This window comes from Rosenbergiella epipactidis (genome assembly GCF_018494055.1).
In the GTDB taxonomy this organism is placed as follows: domain Bacteria; phylum Pseudomonadota; class Gammaproteobacteria; order Enterobacterales; family Enterobacteriaceae; genus Rosenbergiella; species Rosenbergiella epipactidis.
Genome location: NZ_JABBFQ010000001.1, coordinates 174,579 through 200,988, shown reverse-complemented (window position 1 = coordinate 200,988; position 26,410 = coordinate 174,579). Strand labels below are relative to the sequence as shown.

At 46.8% G+C, this 26,410-nt stretch carries 29 protein-coding genes; 12 read left to right on the top strand and 17 right to left on the bottom strand.

Annotation, left to right across the window (positions count from 1 at the left end; translation table 11 throughout):
- Nucleotides 1-543: 543 nt before the first annotated feature.
- The 4 genes from HGT71_RS00995 to HGT71_RS00980 all read right to left on the bottom strand — a co-directional run bounded on the left by HGT71_RS00995 (nucleotide 544) and on the right by HGT71_RS00980 (nucleotide 2,962).
- Entirely contained in the window at nucleotides 544-1,425 is an 882-nt protein-coding gene (locus HGT71_RS00995) for an antitermination protein Q (RefSeq protein ID WP_214216144.1), read from the bottom strand.
- A 109-nt stretch (nucleotides 1,426-1,534) separates the two neighbouring features.
- Nucleotides 1,535-1,726, bottom strand: a complete 192-nt coding sequence (locus HGT71_RS00990) for a hypothetical protein (protein ID WP_214216143.1) — start codon at nucleotides 1,724-1,726, stop codon at nucleotides 1,535-1,537.
- A 59-nt stretch (nucleotides 1,727-1,785) separates the two neighbouring features.
- On the bottom strand, nucleotides 1,786-2,310 hold the full coding sequence (locus tag HGT71_RS00985) for a recombination protein NinG (protein ID WP_214216142.1): 525 nt from the start codon (nucleotides 2,308-2,310) through the stop codon (nucleotides 1,786-1,788).
- Nucleotides 2,273-2,962 (bottom strand): metallophosphoesterase, encoded by a 690-nt coding sequence (locus HGT71_RS00980; RefSeq protein ID WP_244986369.1) that lies wholly within the window; start codon nucleotides 2,960-2,962, stop codon nucleotides 2,273-2,275. Before HGT71_RS00980 ends, HGT71_RS00985 begins: the two co-directional genes overlap by 38 nt.
- Nucleotides 2,963-2,974: 12 nt before the next feature.
- On the opposite strand from HGT71_RS00980, the gene HGT71_RS00975 reads away from it, so the two are divergent.
- Nucleotides 2,975-3,772 carry an FAD-binding oxidoreductase gene (locus tag HGT71_RS00975; RefSeq protein WP_214216140.1) on the top strand — a complete coding sequence of 266 codons (798 nt, stop codon included), beginning with the start codon at nucleotides 2,975-2,977 and terminating at the stop codon, nucleotides 3,770-3,772.
- 30 nt (nucleotides 3,773-3,802) lie between these two features.
- On the opposite strand, the gene HGT71_RS00970 is transcribed toward HGT71_RS00975, so the two are convergent.
- From HGT71_RS00970 to HGT71_RS00960, 3 genes are all read right to left on the bottom strand, one after another.
- A complete protein-coding gene (locus HGT71_RS00970) occupies nucleotides 3,803-4,321 on the bottom strand; it encodes a hypothetical protein (protein ID WP_048912066.1) in 519 nt (172 codons plus the stop codon).
- Nucleotides 4,322-4,434: 113 nt separating this feature from the next.
- Nucleotides 4,435-5,196 (bottom strand): DUF481 domain-containing protein, encoded by a 762-nt coding sequence (locus HGT71_RS00965; RefSeq protein WP_214216139.1) that lies wholly within the window; start codon nucleotides 5,194-5,196, stop codon nucleotides 4,435-4,437.
- A gap of 241 nt (nucleotides 5,197-5,437) precedes the next feature.
- Entirely contained in the window at nucleotides 5,438-5,971 is a 534-nt protein-coding gene (locus HGT71_RS00960; protein ID WP_214216138.1) for a YniB family protein, read from the bottom strand.
- 110 nt (nucleotides 5,972-6,081) lie between these two features.
- Here HGT71_RS00960 and hxpB point away from each other — a divergent pair, with 110 nt between their 5' ends.
- The 3 genes from hxpB (at nucleotide 6,082) to HGT71_RS00945 (ending at nucleotide 8,937) form a co-directional block, all read left to right on the top strand.
- Complete coding sequence (gene hxpB / locus HGT71_RS00955) at nucleotides 6,082-6,753, top strand: hexitol phosphatase HxpB (RefSeq protein WP_214216137.1); 672 nt, start codon at nucleotides 6,082-6,084, stop codon at nucleotides 6,751-6,753.
- Nucleotides 6,754-6,842: 89 nt separating this feature from the next.
- A complete protein-coding gene (locus HGT71_RS00950) occupies nucleotides 6,843-7,427 on the top strand; it encodes a metal-dependent hydrolase (protein WP_214216136.1) in 585 nt (194 codons plus the stop codon).
- Between the two features lie 118 nt (nucleotides 7,428-7,545).
- The gene (locus HGT71_RS00945) at nucleotides 7,546-8,937 is read left to right on the top strand and encodes an L-cystine transporter (RefSeq protein ID WP_099825347.1); all 1,392 of its coding nucleotides are present in this window, start codon (nucleotides 7,546-7,548) and stop codon (nucleotides 8,935-8,937) included.
- Between the two features lie 36 nt (nucleotides 8,938-8,973).
- Here HGT71_RS00945 and osmE read toward each other — a convergent pair whose 3' ends face one another.
- A complete protein-coding gene (gene osmE / locus HGT71_RS00940) occupies nucleotides 8,974-9,315 on the bottom strand; it encodes an osmotically-inducible lipoprotein OsmE (RefSeq protein WP_062812166.1) in 342 nt (113 codons plus the stop codon).
- Nucleotides 9,316-9,502: 187 nt separating this feature from the next.
- On the opposite strand from osmE, the gene HGT71_RS00935 reads away from it, so the two are divergent.
- Together HGT71_RS00935 and nadE are read left to right on the top strand one after the other, a co-directional pair.
- The gene (locus HGT71_RS00935) at nucleotides 9,503-10,705 is read left to right on the top strand and encodes a multidrug effflux MFS transporter (protein ID WP_214216135.1); all 1,203 of its coding nucleotides are present in this window, start codon (nucleotides 9,503-9,505) and stop codon (nucleotides 10,703-10,705) included.
- Nucleotides 10,706-10,783: 78 nt separating this feature from the next.
- Entirely contained in the window at nucleotides 10,784-11,611 is an 828-nt protein-coding gene (gene nadE, locus HGT71_RS00930; RefSeq protein ID WP_214216134.1) for an ammonia-dependent NAD(+) synthetase, read from the top strand.
- 35 nt (nucleotides 11,612-11,646) lie between these two features.
- Here nadE and HGT71_RS00925 read toward each other — a convergent pair whose 3' ends face one another.
- From HGT71_RS00925 to HGT71_RS00915, 3 genes are all read right to left on the bottom strand, one after another.
- Nucleotides 11,647-12,126, bottom strand: coding sequence for a Spy/CpxP family protein refolding chaperone (locus HGT71_RS00925; RefSeq protein ID WP_214216133.1), 480 nt, complete (start codon nucleotides 12,124-12,126; stop codon nucleotides 11,647-11,649).
- A gap of 188 nt (nucleotides 12,127-12,314) precedes the next feature.
- Entirely contained in the window at nucleotides 12,315-13,733 is a 1,419-nt protein-coding gene (locus HGT71_RS00920; protein ID WP_214216132.1) for a YchO/YchP family invasin, read from the bottom strand.
- 80 nt (nucleotides 13,734-13,813) lie between these two features.
- Complete coding sequence (locus HGT71_RS00915) at nucleotides 13,814-14,494, bottom strand: gamma-glutamylcyclotransferase (protein ID WP_214216501.1); 681 nt, start codon at nucleotides 14,492-14,494, stop codon at nucleotides 13,814-13,816.
- A 427-nt stretch (nucleotides 14,495-14,921) separates the two neighbouring features.
- Here HGT71_RS00915 and chaA point away from each other — a divergent pair, with 427 nt between their 5' ends.
- A complete protein-coding gene (chaA, locus tag HGT71_RS00910) occupies nucleotides 14,922-16,013 on the top strand; it encodes a sodium-potassium/proton antiporter ChaA (protein WP_214216131.1) in 1,092 nt (363 codons plus the stop codon).
- Nucleotides 16,014-16,054: 41 nt separating this feature from the next.
- On the opposite strand, the gene kdsA is transcribed toward chaA, so the two are convergent.
- The 5 genes from kdsA to hemA form a co-directional block, all read right to left on the bottom strand.
- Nucleotides 16,055-16,909, bottom strand: a complete 855-nt coding sequence (gene kdsA / locus HGT71_RS00905; RefSeq protein WP_048913181.1) for a 3-deoxy-8-phosphooctulonate synthase — start codon at nucleotides 16,907-16,909, stop codon at nucleotides 16,055-16,057.
- Between the two features lie 35 nt (nucleotides 16,910-16,944).
- Nucleotides 16,945-17,754, bottom strand: a complete 810-nt coding sequence (sirB1, locus tag HGT71_RS00900; protein WP_214216130.1) for an invasion regulator SirB1 — start codon at nucleotides 17,752-17,754, stop codon at nucleotides 16,945-16,947.
- 80 nt (nucleotides 17,755-17,834) lie between these two features.
- Complete coding sequence (prmC, locus tag HGT71_RS00895; RefSeq protein WP_214216129.1) at nucleotides 17,835-18,686, bottom strand: peptide chain release factor N(5)-glutamine methyltransferase; 852 nt, start codon at nucleotides 18,684-18,686, stop codon at nucleotides 17,835-17,837.
- Complete coding sequence (gene prfA / locus HGT71_RS00890) at nucleotides 18,686-19,768, bottom strand: peptide chain release factor 1 (RefSeq protein WP_048913184.1); 1,083 nt, start codon at nucleotides 19,766-19,768, stop codon at nucleotides 18,686-18,688. The genes prmC and prfA overlap by 1 nt, the downstream gene beginning before the upstream one ends.
- 44 nt (nucleotides 19,769-19,812) lie before the next feature.
- The gene (hemA, locus tag HGT71_RS00885; protein WP_214216128.1) at nucleotides 19,813-21,069 is read right to left on the bottom strand and encodes a glutamyl-tRNA reductase; all 1,257 of its coding nucleotides are present in this window, start codon (nucleotides 21,067-21,069) and stop codon (nucleotides 19,813-19,815) included.
- Nucleotides 21,070-21,261: 192 nt separating this feature from the next.
- On the opposite strand from hemA, the gene lolB reads away from it, so the two are divergent.
- From lolB to prs, 3 genes are all read left to right on the top strand, one after another.
- Nucleotides 21,262-21,891, top strand: coding sequence for a lipoprotein insertase outer membrane protein LolB (gene lolB, locus HGT71_RS00880; protein ID WP_342355439.1), 630 nt, complete (start codon nucleotides 21,262-21,264; stop codon nucleotides 21,889-21,891).
- Nucleotides 21,888-22,742, top strand: coding sequence for a 4-(cytidine 5'-diphospho)-2-C-methyl-D-erythritol kinase (gene ispE / locus HGT71_RS00875; RefSeq protein ID WP_214216126.1), 855 nt, complete (start codon nucleotides 21,888-21,890; stop codon nucleotides 22,740-22,742). Before lolB ends, ispE begins: the two co-directional genes overlap by 4 nt.
- A gap of 120 nt (nucleotides 22,743-22,862) precedes the next feature.
- Nucleotides 22,863-23,810 carry a ribose-phosphate diphosphokinase gene (gene prs, locus HGT71_RS00870; protein ID WP_048913187.1) on the top strand — a complete coding sequence of 316 codons (948 nt, stop codon included), beginning with the start codon at nucleotides 22,863-22,865 and terminating at the stop codon, nucleotides 23,808-23,810.
- 42 nt (nucleotides 23,811-23,852) lie between these two features.
- Here the strand turns inward: prs and HGT71_RS00865 are convergent, their stop codons facing one another.
- Entirely contained in the window at nucleotides 23,853-24,122 is a 270-nt protein-coding gene (locus HGT71_RS00865; protein ID WP_214216125.1) for a DUF2583 family protein, read from the bottom strand.
- A 197-nt stretch (nucleotides 24,123-24,319) separates the two neighbouring features.
- On the opposite strand from HGT71_RS00865, the gene pth reads away from it, so the two are divergent.
- Together pth and ychF are read left to right on the top strand one after the other, a co-directional pair.
- Entirely contained in the window at nucleotides 24,320-24,907 is a 588-nt protein-coding gene (gene pth, locus HGT71_RS00860) for an aminoacyl-tRNA hydrolase (protein ID WP_214216124.1), read from the top strand.
- Between the two features lie 101 nt (nucleotides 24,908-25,008).
- On the top strand, nucleotides 25,009-26,100 hold the full coding sequence (gene ychF / locus HGT71_RS00855; RefSeq protein ID WP_214216123.1) for a redox-regulated ATPase YchF: 1,092 nt from the start codon (nucleotides 25,009-25,011) through the stop codon (nucleotides 26,098-26,100).
- Nucleotides 26,101-26,410: the final 310 nt, after the last annotated feature.

Genomic DNA, 26,410 nt, shown 5'->3' with positions numbered 1-26,410 from the left:
TGTGAGCAAGTTAGAAATATTTTCAAAAAATTAAAAAAAAGCCCCACATCTGTGAGGCTTAAATTCTGGTTGGGCGCATGGCAATGCATTCTTACCATGTCTTTGTAGTCAAGAACACAAAAGCACAGGCAGTCTTTTGTATCCTACCGCCCTAATGCGTGATTAACCGGATGGGTTTGTAGGCGGCGCATAATATTTACAACAATGTAATTACTGGGTCAATACTCTCAAACACACATTTATCACAACGAAAAGCGCACTCATTTAATGCCGCTGACTGATAGCCGGAAGCTGTGAATGCGCTCATCTGTTGTGTGCCCGTTATTAATCACACCGGGCCAGTGCGCCAGATTCGGTAACAGGGAACTGGAATACCCCGTGGCTAGGTTTCTTAGGCCGCCGCCAACTTATAATCATCGTTTGCATTTATTTTTAGATGATAAAAACAATCGCTAACCATGACGAAAACTCCATAAAAAAACCCCGCCGGAGCGAGGTTCTTTTTCATCCCTTACAACAGGACGGAATACTAATTGTTGGTAATCATAACCACAGGTTCGGGAAAAGTAAATAGCCTGTAGAAATATTTTCTCCAATTAGATATTGCATAGTTGCTTTTGCTAAAGAAGTATTAGCCCACGACTCTTCTATTTCAATTTTAGTGATTAACTGGTCATAGAATGGCTTAATGCTTTTCTTCCGTGTGGCCAAGGTTAAAACTACCTCTAATTCCTCAATTGCTCGGAATGCTTCAGTGGACGGTATCCTCTCGAATCCTCTACCAACGCAGCGTTTGCACTCTCCGATTACTGGTACGCCTTGTTTTAACGTTTCCTTGCGGTCTGCCGCCTTCCCTCGCCCCTTGCAGTCGAGGCAGGCAGATGATACAACGCCTTTGCCTTTACACTCATGGCACAGGACTTTCACAACCTCTCTAACCTCACGACCCACGTTACAGCCAAGTCGTGATTCAAGTCTGGTGATGGACGTTACCTGATCCGGCCTAACGACCCCGAATGCTGATTTCATCGTGAACTTCTCAACCTCAATAAAGCCTGTTGCTTCACAACATTGGCATGGCTTTTTGGTTGATGCGCTTTGGCAATAATCCATGTAGGCATAAATTGCGAGTCTTTGCATAACAAGTGGCTTAATATCAGCATCAAGCTTGCGTAAGGCGGCAACCTTATCGCAGTTTTCTAAGGCATATTCTGTTAGTAGTGATACGGCGTTTTGAGCGTCGTTTTCACTAATTCCAACCTTCCCCATAAATGCATGATAGCCAAGCTGCGCATTTGACATAGCGAAACCCATCGCTGCGATGTAATCCGTGCCCGTTAGTTTGTCAGGAGATGTTGCCCGGGCCATACCACTAAAGTTTTGTGTCTTAGCGTAATGATACTTCACTGTTGATTCTAAGCTCATCACTTCTTCCTCCGCTTATTGCCGGGTTGGGCTGGATAGCTCTGTGGGGTTTTGTACTGGACTGTTGGGGTTATGGGTGAGAAGTGGTTAAGGAGTTTGGTTAGCCAAGTCATGAGTGACCTGCCTTTTCCAGAGCATCTTCGAGAGTAGCTATCGCGGCTTTAGTGAGAAATGTATCACCTGTAACCCTCTGCATTCTTATTTCTTCCAGAGCCATTTTTAATAATCCAACACTCACAGTTACTGGCTTGCGATTTATTTCAGCATTTCTAGCGATTCTTTCTAAGTGAAAGTGATTCATACCCACTCCCTCTGCTTAATTAGCTCTCTGGTTTTCTGCCTGTAGTACGCCGCCAGTTGCTACAACTCTTCCCGCGTCCATTTCTTTACCGGGTGCGGACCCATTAAAACTTCGAATGCCTCCTGCCCTATTTTTTCGATAAGGTTCGGCGTGTAGTTTTCGATATTTCCTGATAAGTGCTGGTTACAGGGAACGCATTGCTTATGGCAGTTGGCTTCGTCATAGCGGGTCGCTGGCGAGGCTCCACGCGTTCGATAATGCCCTGCGTCGTACTTACCCTCGTGATGACGCCCGCAGCTGATACAGGGCTGCTCTGCGTCCCTTGTGCGGATGTATGTGTTGAATGCTGCTTGGGCTTTGCTGTGGAAATAACTGAGGGGTTTTACTTCTAGCTTTCGTATCTGGTGGTGACGTCTTTCTTGCTGGGCTTCTTTCTTGCGTTGCTGCTCTTTTTTGAGTTTCTCCTTCTCTCTGAGGATTAATCCATACTCTGCGCCGTGTTCTGGGCTGCACCACCATTCGTTATCGAATCTGGGATTAAACCACTCACGGCATATCTTGCATCGGCGTCTTGGCTTTCGCATCACTCCCTCCCTGAATTTGGTGCACGGTTAGGTTTCCGCAGAACACAGCTCCGGTATCGATGTACATCTGGTTGTGATACTGGTACGGCCTCTGGGCTGGTGTGTGACCGAAAATAAACAGGTCTGCCCCATCGATATTGAATCCAATGCCATCCCACGCTTTACTGACTCGCTCCCTGTTCCAGATAACTTTCTCCACATCAACGGGCTTACCATACTCATACTTTGAACCGGGGTAATCTGCGTGGCATACCACAATTCGCCGACCATCTTTCATATTTATTTCAATGATATGCGGTAACTTGATGACCTGATTGATAAGGCTTTTGACTTGTAGCTCTTGCTCATAATCGAGATGGAAATACCAATCACCACCGTTCATCGTCCAGTGAAGAGTAAGTGATGGGTTATTCAGGCCATCTATCATCATCTGCTCGTGATTGCCGCGCACCGCTGCAAACCAAGGCATATTGATTAAATCCAAGCACTCAATATTCTCGGGCCCGCGGTCTATCAGGTCACCAACTGAAACGAGTAAATCTTTCTCGGTATCAAACCCAACATCATATAGTCTTCTCATCAATAACGTGTGGCAACCGTGCACATCACCAACCACTAATATATTTCGATATTTGCGGCTGCTTATCAACAGCTGGCAGCATTAATGATTGATACAGAGAAAAGAATGTATGCGCAATTAATGCAAGAACAAGGCGGGTGGTCTGGATGGCGTGAATTTACTCTCGTTAAAAAAGTTGCCGAAACTGCCAACGTTAGCTCCCTTTATTTAGCGCCGACTGATGCTTTAGCCTTACCGGCTTATCGTCCAGGTCAATATATCTCAATACGGGTTCAAGTTCCGTCATTGGGCTATAAACAACCCCGGCAATATAGCCTCTCTACTGCACCCAATGGGCAATTTTTTAGAATAACCGTTAAAGAAGAGTCGCTCGCACAAGCACCCGGTTATGTCTCCTCGACTCTCCACCATCAGATGCAAGTGGGTGACCGTGTAGAAGTCAGCGCACCAATGGGAGACTTTACCGTTAAAGATGCGACGAAACATAACGTATTTATTAGTGCAGGTATTGGTATTACGCCTATGGTGGCCCTATTAGAGGGGCTAACTCAAATGCCGACTTCCCAGCCCCCAGCAGCGATCAGTTTTATTCATGTCACACAAGATGCCGCCCATTATGCCCTGCGCGAGGAGGTGACTCGGCTTGCAGAACACCATTCTCGCGTTAAGACATTGATACATTATAGCCAAGCCCTAACTGGTGGCGGTCGATTTACGCTCGAATCGGTTCCGCCCTCACTGCTGACTGATAACGCTGATTACTATCTTTGCGGGCCTGCAGGGTTTATACAAGCGGTCTCTGCTGACTTACTTAAACGGGACATTTCTCCTCATCAGATTAGCCATGAGGTATTCTCAACGGGAGGATTGACACCATCTTAATCTCTGGTCAATCAAGCCTCGCAGTAGTGGTTACCAAAAATGAAAATAGAGCGTAATCCCGCCTAGCACTAACCATAATAACGCGAGTAGGATAGTTGAGCGTCTTGAGAAGAAAATGGAATATCGATGCGCCTTATTGGCGTAATACTGCTGGGTAAAGAGTGGACGCTCATCGAATGCATGGCCGATCACTATATCGGAGTTAAGCAGGCAATCCTGCTTCTCTTGCCAGTGATCCAGCGCTCGGTAAACTGCACTAATTTCGATATAGGAATTCACACAATTGAATACCCCAAAGATGGTCAATAATACCGGAATATACAGCGTGTAAAGATCACCCCAATGCGGATTGGTATTATTCATTGCGGAACAATAGGCAATCACCATAAAAGACTGGGCGGTGAAGAAGGCATTCGTTCGTTGAGCCAAGGAGGAGATTTCTTGATGAATCTCTTGACGATAAAAGGTTAATCGTTCTCGTGCCGTCGAAAACAGCGCGAGGGATTTATCGTTAAACTCGGGAGGGGTATTTCCGATGGAAGAATCCATAACGTTCTCCTGCTAAAAGTTAAAGTAAACTTAAGCATAGTCTCGAATTACTCAGCTCGGAGAACGGTTAAGATAACTCTTAGCCACCCAACATATTCAAGGGTGGCAATCTCTTACATGGTGTAGGACAGTAAGATAGAGGTTTTGGTATCAGTACGGTCTGGCGCGGACGAAGGCGGATTATTGTTCCACGTCACGTTATACGCTAATTTCAGGGAGAAATTAGAATTAATCGCTACTTGTAAACCTGTTTCAGAGTTCACCGTAGTGTCTTCACCGAACGAACTTAATACCGACACACCTTGAATGAACTTAGTGGTATCAGTGAGCTGCCATTGGTAGCTTAAAGCACCATAAGCCAACGCTGTCGTTTTATGACCACCTTCATGATAATCATCATAACGCACACCTGGACCTAATTCTGCGCGCAGGGAGTGCACAGGGCCATTTAAGATTTGGCGACCATAACCCGCTACCGCGGTATCACGGCTGTCATAACCATTTAAGCGATCACTTAACCATGTTGCTTGACCGAATAGGTAGTCATCAGCATTTAAGTTGTGACGAATACGGCCACCAATGCTGTAAGTTTCTGAAGAGCGTTCATCATTTGAAGAGGTATTCGAAGCATTACCGAATAGGCTGTAGGCCATCGTATCTTGGAACCACGTCATATTCGTTTGCACGGTAAAGTTAGAGCTTTTGGTATTGCCACTTTGCGCGAGGTAACCTGCTGAAGCTGACCCATCAAAAGGTTTCTTAGCCGTCGCTGGGTTATCCATTGAGGTAAATACTACGCTATCGGCGAGCGCTTGCTGGCTCAATGCGCCCAATCCTAACAAAACGGTGAATGCAACTTTATTAAAAACTTTCATTAAATGACCTGTACTGACAAAAGGGGTCCAAAAATGCAGGATAACTGCATACCTGAATATAAATGCATAGCAATAGCCTTAAGCTCCCGTTTCTAATTGTTGGGAGACGGTTGGCTGGGTGCGTATCATAACGATGAATTTTGAAAATAAAAGGGGGTAAAGTGTAAATCAGATGAATAACTGTTTTTGTTAGACTCAAAGCGCGCTAAGCCCTGCTTAGGACTTAACGCTAGAGTATTTATCAAATAAGCGATAACCAATGTAACAGAATGTAACCTATTACCACGACAATGATAGGTAATAGATAGAGCAAGTAATATTGTCGGAACGGACTTTGATTGGTTAACTGAAGACGTTGGGCCTCAATGGGCGTTCTTTCCCGTTCACCCATTGCATTCTCGATCACCTTATGGTCTTCAAGTTGCTCGGTAACATAGCGATATTGACGCCATTGACGTGAGCCCGCGGCATTCAGTGCCATACCAAAAAAGATCAATATAAAAAATACCCAGAACAGTAAATTCGCGCTATGACCAAAATCTGGTACTGGCGAATGCTGCCAAAATAGATTTAAGAAAGACGTATTAAATCTAACCATATCGACGATGACACGGGTGAAGTCGGAGAGTACTGCGCTAATACTCGCCAGTTTCTCCCGTTGACTACTGAGATAATTAAGAAGTGAAATTGCAGTAGAAAGCGTAGCGATAATAAAGATAATCCATCCAATACATTTCTTAAGGATTGCGCCATTACGCGCTTGTGCGAGGGTCATAGTCTTGCCTATCCAGTGATTAATCCATTAATAAATAGCATAGCTTATTTGACAAATCGATCGGAGTTGGAACAATAGCGTTTATAACTCACCAATTAGTTGGAGCGACAATGTCCGGTATACATGCGACAAAAGCCGTCATTTTTGATATGGATGGTATTTTAATTAACTCAGAGCCTTATTGGAAAACGGCTGAACAAACGGTCTTTTCGGCGCACGGCATCGACCCAGCAATACAACAACAACTTCCTGACACGACGGGCTTGCGTATAGATCAAGTGGTGAAGTTATGGCTACAGGTGGCCGGAAATAAAAGTGTCAGTGCCGCCCTGATAACTCAACAAATTATTGACTTCGTGATTAATAAAATCAATGAAGAGCGACCACTGCTGCCGGGCGTCAAACACGCATTACAGTTATGCCAACAATCTGGTGTTAAGATCGGCTTAGCGTCGGCCTCACCAATTTCGATGATCACCACGGTCGTCAGTCTGTTTGAATTAACACCCTACTTTATCACCCTCTCTTCTGCTGAGGCCTTGCCTTATAGTAAACCGCATCCACAAGTCTATCTCAACGCGGCAAAGGCTCTTGGTGTCGATCCTCTTCATTGCTTAGCAATTGAAGATTCTGTCAATGGCATGGTTGCCGCGAAAGCTGCCCGCATGAAAGTCTTCACGGTACCTGCCCTAGAACAGGCAGAGTGGCCGGTATGGTCCTTAGCCGATCGTCAGCTGCCCTCACTGAATGCGCTAACGTTAGAAATGTTGCAAGGAAAGTAAAACGATAACTCTTGTTACAACGTCACTATTCACAAACACTGTATACTTATCTATACTGGATGTATTTCCAGCTTTAAGTGTATCCACTCATGACCGCCGAAGGCCATTTACTGTTTGCGCTGGCGACCGCCGTCGCCGCCAAACGCTATGATTTAACCCCAATTATCAGTACTGCCGATTGGTGGCACCTTATTCCGGCGTGTTTACTCACCAGCCTGCTTCCTGATATTGACCACCCTAAGTCATTATTAGGCCAGCGTCTGCGCTGGATATCATTACCGATCTCACGTATTTTTGGTCATCGAGGGTTTACCCATAGTTTGATTGCTGTGCTTATCGGCATATTTCTCCTGATGAATAAACTCCCTGCCAATTTGTTTATCCCTAATGATGTGATTCAGGGCATGGTATTAGGCTATTTAAGTCATATTCTGGCCGATATGCTGACACCAGCCGGTGTCCCACTCCTCTGGCCTTGCCGCTGGCGTTTTAGGTTACCCATTCTCCCTTCGTCTAAGCATCCCCAACCGGAGCGCTATTTCTGTATAGCCTTATTAACCTTTACGGTATTGACTCCGGAGAGTCTCACTAAGCAATGGATTACCGTTGGATCACAGCAAATGAACCAAACTTGGCAGCAATGGTCTCCGCTACTCCTACGCTTAACCCACTAGCGAAAAAAAGTTATAAAATAGATCTGTTAGTTATAAGCATATCAAGGACTCAACATGGTAAAGTTTGGCCCTTTTTCACGTTATACCGTCGAATCGGGCACGCTATATTGAGGTATTCATGGATTGGTCATTAGTGATTAATATTGGGATTTTCGTTGTACTATTATGGATTTTATCAGCGATTGGTAATGATAAATGGAGCTTATCTAAGCGAGTATTCAGTGGTCTAATCATTGGTGTACTGTTTGGGATTGGCTTACAAGCAGTATATGGTGTAGAGAGCTCCGTATTAACCACCTCTATTAGTTGGTTCAATATTGTCGGCAATGGCTATGTGCAACTGCTGCAAATGGTTGTGATGCCACTGGTCTTTGCTTCCATCCTCAGTGCGGTAGCTCGATTACATAATGCCAGTTCGCTCGGGAAAATTAGCTTCCTCACCATTGCCGTACTGCTGTTCACCACCGCCATTGCTGCTTTAGTTGCCGTCTTTGTCACCGGCTTATTTAAACTTAATGCTGAAGGCCTGGTTCAAGGAGTAAAAGAAACGGCGCGGCTAAATGCGATTCAAAGCCACTATGTTGGGCAAGTAGCAGACTTAACTGTGCCGCAATTAATTCTCTCTTTTGTGCCAAAAAATCCGTTTGCTGATCTAACGGGTGCAAGCCCGACATCCATCATTAGCGTGGTTATTTTTGCGGTATTCTTAGGCGCGGCGGCCATTCAACTGGTGAAAGAGAGTCCAGAGAAAGGTCAACGAGTCATCGCGGCTATCGATATTTTACAAGCCTGGGTGATGAAATTAGTTCGTCTGATTATGCGCCTCACCCCTTATGGCGTGATGGCGTTAATGACTAAAGTCGTCGCGACCTCTAACTATCACGATATCGTTAAATTAGGCACCTTTGTCATCGCCTCCTACTTAGGCCTGTTAATTATGTTTGCGGTACATGCCTTACTACTGGCGATTAATGGGATCAATCCGCTACGTTATTTCCGTAAAGTCTGGCCAGTGATTAGCTTTGCTTTCACCAGTCGTTCAAGTGCTGCATCGATCCCACTCAGTATCGAAGCTCAACAGAAGCGTCTTGGTACGCCAGAGTCTATTGCCAGCTTCTCTGCTTCATTTGGGGCAACGATTGGGCAAAACGGTTGTGCGGGCTTATACCCTGCCATGTTAGCCGTGATGATTGCTCCCACTATGGGGATCAACCCCTTTGAACCTATGTGGATTGCAACCTTAGTCGGCTTAGTCACTCTAAGCTCAGTGGGTGTTGCGGGAGTGGGTGGCGGAGCAACCTTTGCGGCACTGATCGTATTACCGACCTTGGGCTTACCGGTCACGCTAGTGGCTTTACTAATCTCGATTGAGCCACTGATCGATATGGGAAGAACCGCATTAAACGTTAACGGTTCAATGACCGCTGGAACGCTAACGAGCCGCTGGCTGAAGCAGACAGACCAATCAGTTATGGAGAGGGATCATCACGAGGAAACCTCGATTCAGTAATAAAAAAAGGGCCAGATATTGGCCCTTTTTTTATACTTATTTCTGAGCCACTTGTGGGTCAGTGTCGTATTCTTGACAGCTTTGGAAGCCATAGTTCATTACACGGTCGCTACCGTTGTAACTAACGAAATAGGTGACCGGCTTATTATCCGTGCCTTTACCAATGATATAAGTTTCACAAGTGCCACGCGCATGGACCATGGTGATATCAGTCGAAGGTGTACCCGCAATTTGGTGTACCTGCTGACGGCTCATACCCTTCTTAACATTCTTCACTACGGGTTGCGTAACGTAGCTTTCCGCTTGACGATAAGTGGTACACCCACTCAATACCGCTAACGCTAAACCGCCAACCATAATACCCGTTAATTTTTTCATAAAGTCCCTCTGCAAGATTCAATCATTGAGTTAGATTTATTGGTAATAATATAAACATTTTTAAGTGTAGACATAGATTTCCTGCAAAACAAATAGTTAACATAGATCTTTACAGGGTAAATGGCTATCCTTGGCCACTATCACGTCGCATTACCGCTTTGTCACCGAATCATATGATTGAGGATCCATGTCTACGACTCACACACCACGTATGGCACTAGCCATTCCACTCGGGCTAATGGCCGGTCTAGGACCGCTCTGTATTGACCTCTATTTACCTGCACTCCCCCAGCTGGCCACCGATTTAGCCGTCCCCACTGCGAGCGCACAACTTAGTCTTACTGCAGGACTCCTCGGCTTAGGGTTCGGTCAATTACTGTTTGGCCCCTTGAGTGATAAATATGGGCGTATTAGACCCTTATTGATTTCGCTCTGTATTCTACTTCTGGCCTCGATTGCCTGTTCTTTTGCACAAACCCTACCACAGCTCTTAACCGCACGGTTTTTCCAAGGGTTAGGTGGCGCAGGCGGCGCTGTGCTATCCCGTGCAGTGGCTCGCGATAGATTTAGCGGCCATGAATTAACACGATTTTTTGCTATGTTACTTTTAGTCAATGGACTAGCCCCTATTTTAGCGCCAATCATCGGTGGGTTCCTGACCAGCTATATGAGTTGGCGTGGGATTTTTGTGGTCTTAGCGGGCATGACTGTTGTGCTGCTTTTCTTGGCGAAAACCAGAATCGAAGAGAGTTTAGTGGTTGAGAAGCGTAGCCAAGGCTCGTTATTCAGTGCGTGGAAATTATTAATCGATGTTATCCGCCATCGACCGTTTATGGGATTTTGTCTCACTCAAGGTTTTATGATGTCAGGTATGTTTGCCTATATCGGAGCATCCCCTTTCGTGTTACAAGAAACCTACGGTTTATCGCCTCAAAACTTCAGTTTGTGTTTTGCGTTAAATGGCTTCGGTTTGATCCTCGCCTCGCAAATTAGTTCTCGTCTATGCCCTAAGTTTGGCGAATATACAATTTTACGCTGCGGGTTGATAATCGCCTTCATCGCCTCAAGCTGCTTAGTCATCAGTGGTCTTTTACACGCGAGTTTACCCGTCTTCTTGGTAGCACTGTTCTTCAGTATCGCCAGTAACGCAATAATCTCTACCACGGCATCCTCCCTTGCGATGCAGAGTCAGGGTCACCGGGCAGGCAGTGCTTCCGCCGTCATCGGTGTCACGATGTTTACATTAGGCTCTATCGCAATTCCGATAACGGGTATCGGTGGTTCTTCCGCATTGGCGATGGGAGCAACGATTTTTGGCTGCTTTATGATGGCAATCATCATGTTTATCTTTGTAGCAAAAAAACCAGAAACCCTGCAAAAAGGACATTAATTTCTCACTCCCCCTCTTTATATGAGGGGGCATTTTAGCGTTATGATAACGCTTAACCCGTTTATCAGAGGTTTTGCCATGTCTCTACAGCAAGAAATCATTCAAGCCTTAGGCGTCAAACCCACCATTAACCCTGAAGAAGAAGTGAGACGGAGTGTCGATTTTTTAAAAAAATATCTCACCCATTACACTGGCTTACGTTCTCTGGTGCTCGGGATCAGCGGAGGACAAGACTCAACACTGGCTGGAAAGTTGTGCCAAGTAGCCATCACCGAACTGCGCGATGAACTCAACGATCCAAGCTACCAGTTTATTGCCGTCCGTCTACCCTACGGCACTCAAGCCGACGAACAGGATTGCCAAGATGCCTTAGCCTTCATCCAACCGGATAGGACTCTGGTGGTGAATATTAAAGAGTCGGTGCTCGCCAGTGAACGTGCGTTAAAGGACGCAGGAATAACGGTTTCAGATTTTGTTCGCGGTAATGAAAAGGCCCGTGAGCGGATGAAGACGCAGTACAGCATCGCTGGAATGACTCAAGGTGTCGTCGTCGGTACCGATCATGCTGCCGAAGCGGTAACGGGGTTTTTTACCAAATACGGTGATGGTGGGACTGATATCAACCCGTTGTTCCGACTTAACAAACGACAAGGTAAGCAATGTCTTAAATATCTCGGCTGCCCTGAACATCTCTATTTAAAACATCCAACTGCCGATCTTGAAGATGATCGTCCCGGTCTTAAAGATGAAGTTGCATTAGGGGTAACCTACGCCGATATCGATGCTTACTTGGAGGGAGAGACGATTGCCGCAGAACGTGCAGCGATTATTGAAAACTGGTATACGAAAACTGAACATAAACGCCGGACGCCTATTACTGTTTTCGACGATTTTTGGCAGAAATAAAAAAAACTGCGGAGGCAACCTCCGCAGTCAATGATTTAGTTTTGTTGTGGGGCCGCATTAGGCGCCGGATGTTTAAAATTCTTCATCTTTTCATAGTTCGCTTGGTACTGTTTCTTTTGGTCAGCGGTCAATAAGTTATAGATTTTATTGTCCGTTTCTAAGCGATTTAGCATACGTTGTTTGTCTTGAGCAGCATGGCTATCTACCAAGCTTTGTGCTTTCGATGCATCAAATTTTTCTGCGGTGATCAGATCAAACGCCGCCTGACGGTCTGCTTTTGAAGGAGGCGTCATATTCTTACGCCCTTGGTCAAGAATGCCGTGGATCTGTTGCTTTTGAGCGTCGGTTAATACAATCCCTTTCATCAGCATCATTTCAGGTGCGCCATGTGGGCGCTTTTTCATATGGGGATGTTCAGTTGGGGTTGCGCTTAATGGTGCTGTCTCTGCATAGACCATTGATGCTGAACCCATCAATAAAGAACTAACTAATAATAATGATGTTACTTTACGCATCTTAGTTTCCTTAACTTATCTACAACCACGAGAATGTCGTGAACACGGAAGTCATAATAAGAGATCCATTGTCAAGCAACGCGCAGTTCAGTAAAAACCTGCAAACGTTCACCCCTAATATTCGTCTATATTGCAATCATTGCAAAGTCCAGCACATTACTCTGTTAAGAATGCGTTAACTGCTGCGATTATCCTGCATCACCTTGATTGAAATAATCAGGCTGCTGCGCCGGTGGCTCTGATTTCAACGTAATCGTATTTGAGGTTGCTCGTGTTTTGCCATTATCTACCGTCACCGCAAGGTGATATTCATTCTTTGCACCGGGTGCGTCGTTCCAAGCAGGCAGGATGATTGTCCACCCCGTTAATTGCTGAGCATTAACCGGTGGCGTTAGACTGAGTTGTCGGGTATCGCCTTGCCATTCAACGTTTTTAATCGATTTATTCGGCGTAGCCTGAACCACTAATGTGATCGAATCCCCGGCATTAAGTTGCCAAGGCGGGGTTGCCAAATAAACTGAGAAAGCTTGGCGTTTACGGTAGCTCATGACAGGCAGATTATTTCGCGTGACAACGTCATACCGACTGCCAAATAGCGATCGCGCATCGGCCACGGCATAAGGCGACAGCTGTTGCGAGAGGGATTGGCCAAAGTGATAGTTTACATTGAGGCCAAAGACATCCTGGCTCGTCCCCCCTGAGCCTTCTTTGTGCGAGGCAGATACCGTGACTAAGGGGATTGGGGTATAGGTCAACCCGACAGACATGCTGCGCGGATTATTATAGTAATTACCATCATTGAAGATATCGATGCCTTCGCCAAGATATTGTTGCCACGAAACGGTTACCCCCAGTTGTTGATAGAAAGGTAAGTAACCTTGGCTAGTAATATCATAGCCACGGGCCATCCGTTGAGACTGGGTCGCGGAAGTATTTTTCCACCCCGATAATGGCGTATAGTAATTTGCGGAAAAACGCAGGTAATGGCTCCATAGTTCTGTACCAATTGAACCGCGTTGCTGATTGTTGGTAAAGAGTTGGTCCAAGAAGGCGTTATAACCGAAGAGCCACTGATTATTGGAGAAGCGTTGTCCTAGCCCTGCACTGCCTACTGTCCCTAGGGTGCTCTGGTTAACAGAGAGTTGACTGAACGTTAGACGTTGGCCGTTATCATTGAGGGGAGTTAACAGCGATCCGGTCGATCCGGTAAATTTGCCTTCCATATCGACGTTAAGGCTGAGATTCGCTTGACCCAAGGGAGAAAGTATATGTTCGCCGGTGCTGTCGACCTTTTCCGTCAGTTTGTCTCTGACATGATTAAACGCCCACTCTCTTGCACTACGCTCGGCACTGGTATCATCGTCTGAATTTTGTAGGGACTTCCCCAAACTGGTTGCGATATCGGTAAGCCGCGGGTCGACCTGAGAGGTCGAAGATTGAGATGAACCTAAATCAGGTAGCGCTGCGGTGTAGGAAGCGCTTTCCATCGTAGCACTGGGCGTCGACGGGTGAAGCATACTACCTTGGGCACGACTTAACACCAGCAATGGAGAAAGCACCATTAATATCTTGGTTAAGGATGCTGGGTCACGCTTAATGGTTAACAATAGGAACAACTCCTCTTTTGATCATGCTGAGAGATAGGTCCGATAAGTATATAAGCCGAGAGCTAGATCACAATAGCATCTCATTCCGAAGTTGTAGCGCTCAATTCCATCGATAATTGGACTGCGTATTCTGTTAAGGCGGTCAGTGTGGGTTCTTGGATACCGTAACGCTGAAAAGTGGCGACCATCTCTTGTAAATAAGTCAGGTTTTTACCTAAAGGGCCTTGGGCACTTGCAATGGTTCTTGCTTTGAACGCCATACTTTCCTCAATTTTGAACTGACAATGTTGAGGATTGGCAACAAATACTAAGGCTTCAATAATTTCGCCACTCTCAAGAGTGAGAGGTTGCCAGAGAGGTCGATAACAACCGGTCAACATCTCCCTTTTCCATAATAACGCCAACTCAGATTCCCAACTCTCACAACAGAGTTTAAATGCGAGACCGGTGGTGCTGCCCCCTTTCACTAACGCTAACATCCGCCCGGGCGCCTCAGCGGTGCCCCGCCCCGCGATTAAACTTAAACAAAATTCCCTCGACCATCCTCCAAGATGTGCGGTCTCCACCCGATCATGATCGAGGAGCGGATTCCACATCAAGGAACCGTAACCAAATACCCAAAGTGGCCCTTTGCTTGGTTTGTTAAGTAAAAATTGGTGTAATGATGCGGTGCGTTGTTCAGTAGAAAGCAGCAAGCTTTCCTCGATTGGGCCAAACGACGATTGGCAGTCAGCACTTTTCAAAAACTCTCGGGTTAGCACAACTACGCCCCTCTGTGGTGGACACTTTCCCATCATGACAAAGTCCGTAATCAGTGTGAAGACTGCAGGCTGAGAAAGTACGCTAAAATTATTTCTTCTTATTAACGACAGCAGTTCACTAACACTTTACTTACAAAGCAACTATTCCGCACGGTAAACCAAAGGTATCGATCGAAACCGTTATAAATAGTAGTTATGGACATATAATTAATGACAAATACTTATGATAACTTCATGGTAATTTTATTAATAACCATTTTATTCAATGTGTTAAAATCCATCATTAGCTTTTTTAGCCAATTCGAACAAAGTAAAGCAAAGTAAAACAAAGTGAACTCGTCCAAATATTTGCTATAGTTATTATTCCCCCTTTAGGAATACTCTACTGGCGAGTCCCCCCTCGCTACGCATAGCACAAGGAGATTGGATGCCTGGTAACGAAAAAACACGTCATACGGAATTTAGTTTGGCGCTTCCCATTCTGGCTATCGGCCTATTACTGGGATTTGGACAACCTGACGGTCTAGCGTTAACCACCGGAATGAATATCATTGCTTTAGTGGCGATCCTTTCCAGTGCCTTCAGTGTGGTCCGCCATGCCGATGTATTGGCTCATCGCTTAGGTGAACCCTACGGCTCTCTCGTACTGACCCTTTCTGTAGTGATTTTAGAAGTGAGTTTAATCTCAGCGCTTATGGCAACTGGCAGCGCTGAGCCGACGCTCATGCGTGACACGCTCTATTCTATTATTATGATAGTGATCGGTGGGCTAGTTGGCTTCGCGTTGTTACTTGGCGGCGGTAAATTCGCCACACAATACGTTAATCTCGCGGGTGTGAAGCAGTATCTTATCGCGATCTTTCCCCTCGCTATCCTCGTGCTCATTTTCCCCAATGCTTTACCGGGTGGTAATTTTACTACGGGGCAATCGCTGTTAGTCGCAGCGCTCTCCGCGGTGATGTACGGCGTTTTTCTGTTGATTCAGACCAAGACTCACCAAAGTCTCTTTGTCTATGAACATGAGGACGATAGCGATGATGGTGATCCGCATCATGGTAAGCCCTCCGCCCACAGTAGTACTTGGCACAGTATTTGGTTAATTATTCACCTTATTGCCGTGATCAGCGTGACTAAGCTTAACGGCCCAGTGTTGGAAAACTTATTGCACGCCTTGCACGCACCGCAACAATTTACCGGCTTCTTAATTGCCTTGTTAATTTTATCGCCTGAAGGACTAGGTGCCATTAAAGCCGTACTGGCTAATCAGGTTCAACGTGCAATGAATCTTTTCTTCGGATCGGTGATTGCAACTATCTCGTTAACTGTACCGGTCATAACGATCATTGCAACGATAACGGGGAATGACTTACATTTCGGATTAGATGCGCCACAAATGGTGGTCTTAGCCAGCGTGTTAATCTTGAGCCAAATTTCATTCTCAACGGGTCGAACCAACGTATTGAATGGCGTGGCACACTTAGTTTTATTTGTGGCCTATTTAATGACTGTGATGCTGTAGAAAATTACTTTAAAAAAAAGGGCCTTCGCGGCCCTTTCTTATTAGTTACTTGTGTCCAACTCAGGGAAGGATTTCACCAAGTCATCAATCGCTTTCATTTGCTGTAAGAAAGGTTCTAACTTATCTAAGGGTAACGCAGAAGGACCATCACAACGCGCCTGTGCCGGTTGCGGGTGAGCTTCGATAAATAGCCCTGCGATACCTACTGCCATTCCTGCACGCGCCAGCTCAGCCACCTGGGCACGACGCCCCCCTGATGCAGAGCCGAAAGGATCACGTGTCTGTAAGGCATGGGTCACATCAAAAATAACCGGAGAATTGTTGGTAACTTTCTTCATTACATTAAAGCCCAGCATATCCACAACGAGGTTATCGTAGCCAAAGTTGCTTCCGCGGTCGCAAAGAATGACTTTATCGTTGCCGCCCTCAGCAAATTTATCAACAATATTTCCCATCTGCCCTGGGCTAACGAACTGTGGTTTTTTGACGTTAATCACAGCGCCAGTTTTAGCCATTGCTTCGACAAGGTCGGTCTGACGGGCAAGAAAAGCGGGAAGCTGAATCACATCAACCACTTCTGAAACAGGTTGTGCTTGGCTCGCCTCATGAACGTCAGTGATAATTTTGACGCCAAAAGTTGCTTTAAGCTCTTGAAAGATCTTCATCCCTTCTTCAAGGCCCGGGCCACGGTAGGAGTGAATAGATGAGCGGTTTGCCTTATCGAAAGACGCTTTGAAGACATACGGGATACCGAGCTTCTCAGTTACCTTGACGTAGTGCTCACAGATTTGCATGGCGAGGTCACGAGATTCCAGAACATTCATTCCCCCGAACAATACGAACGGCAGATCATTTGCTACACGGATATCACCGATAGACACAACTTTTTGGACCATACTTTTATCCTTTACTTGGCTGATTGCAGGGGTCACTAATGTAAAGTGACCGACTTATATTCGATAGTATGCATTTGCACTTTAATCATTTCACTGACCGGATCCTCGGGGCATTGTTCCACAAAATATGCCAGATCGGTCAATGCGATGTGTTCACATTCGAGTTGAGCGTAGATTAAACCGCGATCACGAATTTCATAAGGGTCATCGGGATCAAGCGCCACCAATACTTTACTAATCTGTAGCGCGAGCTCCATCTGGTTTTCTTCCATTAAAGAAACCTTAAGCGTTTCGAGTAATTTCCGAATCACCTCTTCAGAAGTCGCTGGCTCCAAATCGATATCATCGATGCTTGAAGTTGGTCCAATCGTCCCTTTCACCCAAACATCTAAGGTGTGTTCATCAAGCGTATCGCCGTTGAAAGGGTTAATTAACCACATTTCACCGTCCACCCAGTCAGCGCGTAAAATCAACTGTGTTGGGAAAATTACTGGGAACAGTGGAATCTCCAGTTGTTCACTGAGGTACAGTAAGATTGCCCCGAGCGATACAGCACTGCCCTCGCGGCACGTCAACACATTGTCTAACCAAAGTGCCTCAGAAAGCCGATACACGCCACTGATGCTGGCGAAGCCCCACTGTTTAAAAAATAAATCCAACAACCGATCCAATTTCAGATCTGGATTAGGCTCGGCGGCTAAATATTCTTTCGCTTCGCTAAGTAATGATGCCAACTGTTGCCGCACCCAGGTTTCTGGGAAATCGTCACGAACTTGCGCAGTCAGCGCAATCATTGCTTCAGATAACGAACGCTGTGTAGTGGTTACCATTTCGTCGGGAGCCATCATTTACTCCCTATTAATAAATAAGCCGAGCAACGCTTTGCGTGACTCTTTCGAGATATAGTTTTCAAATAGTTCATCATCTACAATAACTTTTTCGACACTTGAGCGAATTTGCCATAAGTCACTCGTGGATTACCACCATAATCAACCCGCGTCGCCACGGCGTCAAACCCTTCCGAGACAAAAAGCTGCTGAACTTGTTGATGTTGTTGCCAGCCATGCTCAGCTAATAACCATCCACCAGGGGCTAGCCATTGCGGGGCTTGCTGGATAATAAGCTGTAAATCGGCGAACCCCTGCTGGGGAGCGACTAAGGCACTCCGTGGCTCAAAATTAACATCGCCTTGAGTAAGATGGGGGTCGTCTGCATCGATATAAGGTGGATTCGTCACGATCATATCGAAAGCATTTGGCGATAACGCCTCAAACCAGTGACTCAATTGAAACTGGCAATTATTAATTGAAAGACGCTGCGCATTACCGCGTGCAAGTTCCACCGCCTCAGCAATACGATCCACACCTATAAACAGCGAGTCAGGCCGCTCACTGGCCAAGGCTAGGGCTATCGCCCCCGTTCCCGTCCCCAGATCAAGCACCTTAACCGGTGTTGGCGGCAGAAGGCTAAGTGCCTGTTCAACCAGCACTTCCGTATCCGGCCGCGGGATTAAGGTTGCTGGGGAAACCGACAAAGGTAAAGACCAAAATTCTCGCTGCCCACATAAGTATGCGATCGGCTCACCCCGACCACGACGCGCGATCAGCTCAGCCAAAACAGCCAGCTGTTCGACCGTTAATCCGTAGTCATCAAAAGCGATTAACCAACTTCTGGGCTTATCGAGGACATGGCTGAGGATCACCTCAGCATCACGCTTTGCACTGTCACTGTGCTGCAGTAATGGGACTACTTCTTGTAGCCAGTGACGGATCTGCATTACTCTTGACCTGCTAAGGCCGCCAGTAGATCGGCTTGGTGCTCTTGAACGACCGGTTCGATAAGACTCTCAAGTTTTCCTTGCATCGTCTCATCCAAACGATAAATGGTAAGGTTGATACGGTGATCAGTAATACGACCTTGCGGGAAATTATAGGTTCTAATCCGATCAGAACGGTCACCACTCCCCAACAGGTTACGACGCGTAGACGCTTCTTCTTCGTGGCGTTTCGCCATTTCAGCGGCGTGAATTCTCGCGCCAAGTACAGAAAGTGCTTTAGCTTTGTTCTTATGCTGTGAACGCTCGTCCTGACACTCGACCACGATACCCGTTGGTAAGTGGGTAATACGGATCGCAGAGTCGGTGGTGTTAACGTGCTGGCCACCTGCTCCCGACGAACGGAAGGTATCGATTTTCAGATCGGAAGGGTTGATATCCGGGAGTTCCGCTTCAGGGATCTCTGGCATCACGGCAACGGTACAAGCTGAGGTGTGGATACGCCCTTGTGATTCGGTCTCCGGGACACGTTGTACACGGTGACCGCCGGATTCAAACTTCATTCGACCGTACACACCAACACCTTCAATGCGCGCGATAATCTCTTTATATCCGCCATGCTCACCTTCATTGGCGCTGACCACTTCCACGCGCCAGCGATTTGCCTCGGCATAACGGCTATACATTCTAAAAAGGTCGCCAGCAAACAGGGCGGCCTCGTCACCACCGGTTCCGGCACGTACTTCGACGAAGCATGAACGTTCGTCGTCAGGATCTTTCGGTAACAGTAGGACCTGTAGCGATTGTTCGAGTTCTTCGCTTTGCGCTTTAGCCTCTTTCAGTTCATCTGAGGCCATTTCACGCATTTCGGGATCGGCTAACATTTCATTGGCCGTTTCAATGTCTTCTTGTACCTGACACCATTGACGGAAACAATTGGTCACGTCGGTGAGCTGAGCATATTCCCTGGAGAGAGCGCGAAAACGCTCCTGATCAGCGATAACACCTGCATCGCCGAGCATCGCTTCGACTTCCTCATGACGTTCCTGTAGGGCTTCAAGTTTGGCAACAATAGAAGATTTCATGTATGAATTATTTGTCCAATAACAAAAGGGGAAATAGCCTGTGCCTAACTGAGGCCGAGGCTATCACGCAGGATTTGTAAACGCTCAGCATCGCCTTCACGCGCAGCTTGCTGAAGAGATTTTGTGGGTGAGTGAATCAAGCGATTCGTCAATTTGTGGGCCATCTCTTGCATCACTTTCTGTGGATCTTGACCTTGAGAAAGTGCGGATAATGCCCGTTGCATTAATTCTTCACGGATATCTTCGGCCTGATGCCGATAATCACGGATCACATCGACGGCATTTTGCGCTTGCAGCCAAGCCATAAACTCACCGCTCTCTTGTACCACGATGGTTTCTGCTTCAACGGCTGCTGCTTCTCGTTGCGCCATATTGTGTTGAATAATCGCTTGCAGATCATCCACGGTATAAAGATAAGCAGACTCTACTTTACCGACTTCGGGTTCGACATCGCGCGGAACCGCAATATCGACGATCAGCATCGGTTGATGACGTCGTTGCTTTAAGGCACTTTCCACCATGCCTTTACCAATAACGGGTAGCGGGCTGGCGGTGGAGGAGATAATAATATCCGCGGAGGCAATATGTTCAGGTAGCGCCCCAAAGTCGATGACTTCAGCATGGACTTCTTCCGCCAGACGCTGTGCCCGTTCACGGGTACGGTTGGTGATCATAAGCCGTTTAACCTGATGTTCACGCAGGTGACGCGCAACCAGTTCAATCGTCTCGCCCGCGCCGACCAGTAAAACGGTGACTTTTTTCAATGATTCAAAAATTTGCCGGGCTAAGGTACAGGCGGCAAAGGCAACAGACACCGCGCTACTACCAATTTCAGTTTCAGTCCGCACCCGCTTAGCCACAGAGAAGGTTTTTTGGAACATACGTTCCAGTTCACCATTAATGACATGCCCGCGCTGGGATTCGGCGTAAGCTTTTTTAACCTGCCCCAAAATTTGCGGCTCGCCCAAAACAAGAGAATCAAGTCCACTTGCCACGCGCATTAAATGGCTAACGGCGGCGTTATTCTGATGCCAATAGAGGCTATTGAGGACCTCTGTTTCATCCAGATGATGATAGTTACATAACCATTGGATTAGCTGTTGCTGAATATCGTGCTGTTCATCAACACTTAAATAAAGCTCGGTTCGATTGCAGGTTGAAAGTACGACACCACTGTGCACTGATGGCTGAGACAGTAAACTGTCTAATGCGTTATCTAAGATATCAGGGCCAAACGCCACCCGTTCGCGAAGCGCGACAGGAGCAGTTTTGTGATTTATTCCAAGTGCTAGCAGCGTCATAATGATGTGATTACTTTTACCCTACAAACCTTACAGGCATTTTTGTGCGGCCATTCTACAAGATGCTTCCTGTCATGAAAAGCCATACAAAAGATAAGTGTGTAATAAGATTCTTTTCTTGCATGTGTTATGCTGAATATAGCATTGATCGTTAAATTCCGCCGTCATCGACGGCCCGTCAAGGAGAAAAGCGTGCGAGTTATTCCTGCAAAGCGTTTACGAGTGGTGATCCCGGTGGTCACACTGTTATTAAGTGCCTGTGTTTCTCATCAAGCCCCTCAAGGACCCGGTAAAAGCCCTGACTCTGCGCAATGGAAACAGCATCAAGCCCAAGTGAGCACCGTGACCCATTTTGAAACACTTGGTGCCTTCGCCTATCTTTCAGATAAACAAAAGGTTTACGCGCGCTTTAACTGGCAACAACAGGCGACTGACCGCTACCGTTTATTATTGACCAGTCCTATCGGCAGCACCGAGCTACAGCTCGATCAACAAGGCAATACGGTTCAACTTGTGGATAATAAAGGTCAGCGTTACATGAGCCACGATGCCCAGACGATGATCGGCAAACTCACTGGCATGCAGATCCCTCTAGATAATTTACGCCAATGGATGTTGGGCCTACCGGGTAATGCTGATCATTTTACGCTTAATGATAATTATCAGTTGCAGAGCGCAGATTACAGCCAAAATGGCGTAACTTGGCATGTGTCGATCAGCAGCTATAACAACAGTGTTTCCCCTGCGCTACCCGCCAACGTAGAGTTAACGACAGAAGGACAACGAATCAAGTTACGTATGGATAGCTGGACGACACAATGATTGAACGCTGGCCCTCCCCTGGCAAATTAAACTTATTTCTGTCAATAACCGGTCGACGTGACGACGGCTATCATAATTTGCAGACGCTCTTTCAGTTTCTGGATTATGGCGATGAGATGACCTTTGCGGCGGATCAACACGCTCATATTCGTCTAATGAACGATATTGAAAATGTCCGCTGTGAAGATAATCTGATCTATCGCGCCGCCTTGCGTCTTAAGGCGCAAGCCATTGCTGATAAGCGGTGCGAGGCAACGGTCGGCGTCACCATCGGGATTGATAAGAAATTACCGATGGGTGGCGGCCTAGGCGGTGGCTCATCTAACGCTGCCACGACCTTGATTGCACTGAATCAGCTATGGCAACTTAACTATTCTCTCACCCAACTCGCTGACCTCGGCCTGGCACTTGGTGCTGATGTGCCGATTTTTGTCCACGGCTATGCAGCGTTGGCCGAGGGGATAGGCGAGCAACTGACCCCCGTGCAGCCTGAAGAGAAATGGTACCTGGTTGCTCATCCTGGCGTGAGTATCCCGACGCCAGTCATTTTTAATGATCCTGATTTGACCCGTGATAGTCCGGTGCGGAGTGCAGAACAATTAATGCATTCGCCTTGGTCGAATGATTGTGAAGCAATCGCAAGAAAACGTTTTCGTAAGGTTGATGAATTACTCAACTGGCTGCTAGAATACGCTCCGTCAAGACTGACGGGCACTGGTGCTTGCGTGTTTGCTGAATTCGACAGTGAAGCCGCTGCTCGTCATGTCCTTACTCTCACTCCACCTTGGATGACTTGTTTTGTTGCAAAGGGTGCTAATATTTCGCCCTTGCATCAACGGTTATCGGAGTGATTGGCGGCAGGTAACTGGCTTACCCGTTCCAGGGTCTGTACCTGCTGTTACTTACCTATACCTGTGAGAATGCCCGATTACGGTGGGCATTCTTTGGACCCAAAGCCTGAGGTTTAACTCGTGCCTGATATGAAGCTTTTTGCTGGTAACGCCACGCCGGAACTAGCGCAACGCATTGCCAATCGTTTATACACGACTCTAGGAAACGCCGCTGTAAGCCGTTTTAGCGACGGAGAAGTCAGTGTTCAGATTAACGAAAATGTACGGGGCGGTGATGTTTTCATCATCCAATCCACCTGTGCGCCGACCAATGACAACCTGATGGAACTGGTCGTCATGATCGATGCACTGCGTCGTGCCTCGGCCGGCCGTATCACTGCCGTAATCCCTTACTTTGGGTATGCGCGTCAAGACCGTCGCGTGCGTTCTGCACGTGTCCCAATCACCGCCAAAGTGGTTGCAGATTTCCTCTCAAGTGTTGGTGTTGACCGTGTCCTGACCGTTGACTTACACGCCGAACAAATCCAAGGTTTCTTCGATGTGCCGGTCGATAACGTGTTCGGTAGCCCAATTCTCCTTGAAGATATGCAGCAGCTCAACATGGAGAATCCGATCGTGGTTTCTCCCGATATCGGGGGTGTTGTACGTGCACGTGCCATCGCCAAATTATTAAACGATACTGATATGGCAATCATTGATAAACGCCGTCCTCGTGCCAACGTTTCTCAAGTGATGCATATTATCGGTGATGTAGCAGGTCGCGACTGTATTCTCGTCGACGATATGATCGATACGGGTGGGACGTTGTGTAAAGCAGCAGAAGCCTTGAAAGAGCGTGGCGCAAAGCGTGTCTTTGCTTACGCAACCCACCCTATCTTCTCTGGCAACGCGCTCGAGAATCTTCGCAACTCAGTGATCGACGAAGTAGTCGTCTGTGACACCATCCCGTTATCACCTGAAATCCAAGCACTTCCGAACGTTAGAACCCTAACCCTCTCGGGAATGTTGGCAGAAGCGATCCGTCGTATCAGTAATGAAGAGTCAATCTCTGCGATGTTTGAGCACTAATTACGTAAAAAATGGGCCGAAAGGCCCATTTTTTTTCCGCCATTAGGAGTGACGACGACGGTGTGGATGCCGTTGGTGGAAACGTAGTAGATAATATTTTTCACATACCTTCTCTCGGCCACTGAGCTGCGCCCCCATTAACCAGAAAAACGCCCCCAGAAAAATCCCTAGCACCGAACCTGTTGCCCAACTATCCGTAAAGATCGATCCTTCGGCTTGGCTTAATAACGCGATCAGTAGACTACTGACCGATAATACCAATCCCACCACCATTAACGCATTGCCTATCAACGAAGTATGTACGCGTTTCATTCGCTTCTCCTTAGCTAAGTCTTACAGAACTTGACAAAAGTGTAGGCGCTAATCGCAGGATTATCTTTAACCGGGATCACAGTCTGGGACTTTTTAACACTTTGTGCGACCCAACAAAATACGTCGACGGGAATGTTTTTGAACTTCCCTTCTTGCATGCAGTACACTAGCGTTTTGCCCCGCGAAGGATAATTCCTGTGAGTACCATTAAATTAATTGTTGGCTTAGCGAATCCCGGTGCTGAGTATGCCGCCACGCGACATAATGCCGGTGCCTGGTATACCGACCTACTCGCTGACCGTTTTCGCCAACCCTTAAAAGAAGAAGCGAAATTTTTTGGCGCGACGGCGCGTCTATCCATTGCCGGGGAAGATATACGACTGCTGGTCCCCACTACTTTTATGAATTTAAGTGGTAAAGCGGTTGCGGCGATGGCTAACTTTTATCGGATCCCACCGCAAGAGATCTTAGTTGCACACGATGAGATGGACCTTCCTCCTGGCGTCGCCAAGTTCAAACAAGGCGGCGGCCATGGCGGACATAACGGTTTAAAAGATATTATCAATAAACTCGGTAATGTTGCCGACTTCCATCGCTTGCGTATCGGGATCGGCCACCCTGGTGACCGCAATAAGGTGACCGGCTTCGTATTAGGTAAACCGCCGTTGAGCGAGCAAAAGTTAATCGATGATGCGATTGATGAAGCCGCACGCTGTACCGAGGTCTGGCTAAAAGAAGATCGGTTACGCGCGATGAACCGTCTCCATAGCTTTAAAGCAAGTTGAGTGCGCTGCCCTCTTTGCTAAAATCTGTGTATAATGCGACAAATTTTCTGCTAGCCAGCGCGCTTTCGCGCAGCATAATTAACGTAATAAGGTAGTCAAGCATGGGATTCAAATGCGGTATCGTGGGCCTGCCAAATGTCGGTAAATCCACTCTTTTTAATGCACTGACGAAAGCAGGTATCGAAGCGGCTAACTTTCCGTTTTGTACCATTGAACCGAATACCGGCGTGGTACCCATGCCTGATACTCGTCTCGATCAACTTGCTGAGATCGTTAAACCTCAACGCACCATCGCCACCACCATGGAATTCGTCGATATCGCCGGATTGGTAAAAGGCGCGTCGAAAGGTGAAGGCTTAGGTAACCAATTCCTGACCAATATCCGTGAAACCGAAGCGATCGGCCACGTTGTGCGTTGTTTCGAAAACGATAACATCATCCACGTCTCTGGCACTGTAAACCCTGCTGATGATATTGATGTCATTAATACCGAATTGGCTTTATCTGATCTCGATACCTGTGAGCGTGCGATTCAACGTCTACAGAAGAAAGCGAAAGGCGGCGATAAAGATGCGAAAGCAGAACTTGCGGTGCTGGAAAAATGCCTACCGCATTTAGAAAATGCCGGTATGTTACGTAGCCTCGACCTTGATGCCGATGAAAAAGCGGCTATTCGTTACCTAAGCTTCCTGACCTTAAAACCGACGATGTATATCGCCAACGTCAACGAAGATGGATTTGAAAACAATCCATATTTGGATCAGGTTTACGCGATTGCTGAGCAAGAAGGCTCCGTAGTCGTGCCGGTCTGCGCAGCAGTCGAGTCTGATATCTCCGAGCTGGAAGATGACGAGCGTGACGAGTTTATGGCAGAGCTGGGGATTGAAGAACCAGGCTTAAACCGTGTGATCCGCGCGGGGTATCGCCTACTTAATCTACAAACCTACTTTACCGCTGGGGTAAAAGAAGTCCGTGCATGGACCATTCCTGTCGGCGCGACCGCGCCACAAGCTGCAGGTAAAATCCATACTGATTTCGAGAAAGGCTTTATCCGTGCACAAACCATTGGTTTCGACGATTTTGTTGCCAATAAGGGTGAACAAGGTGCGAAAGAAGCTGGAAAAATGCGTGCAGAAGGGAAAGAATATATCGTTAAAGATGGCGATATTATGAATTTCTTATTTAACGTATAAATTATTGTGTCTTCTTATGAGGTTTCGCTTAATCTTATAAGACTCACAAAAAATTATAAAACCCACGACTTATCGCGGGTTTTTAGTTCATAGATTAAACCGCCGCACTTGTTAACGTTATACGACCCTTTATTGCCTCAATGTCTTTAATCAATCACCTGTACAATAATGACGCAATACAGCCTTTAATCAAAATAAGGCTCAATAGTCATAAATTAGCACTGGAAAAACGTTCTAGTGATTAATATACCCTGAATGCGTGCTTCACTGCGGCGCTATATCGCCACAAATATCATAGAAAAATACCCAT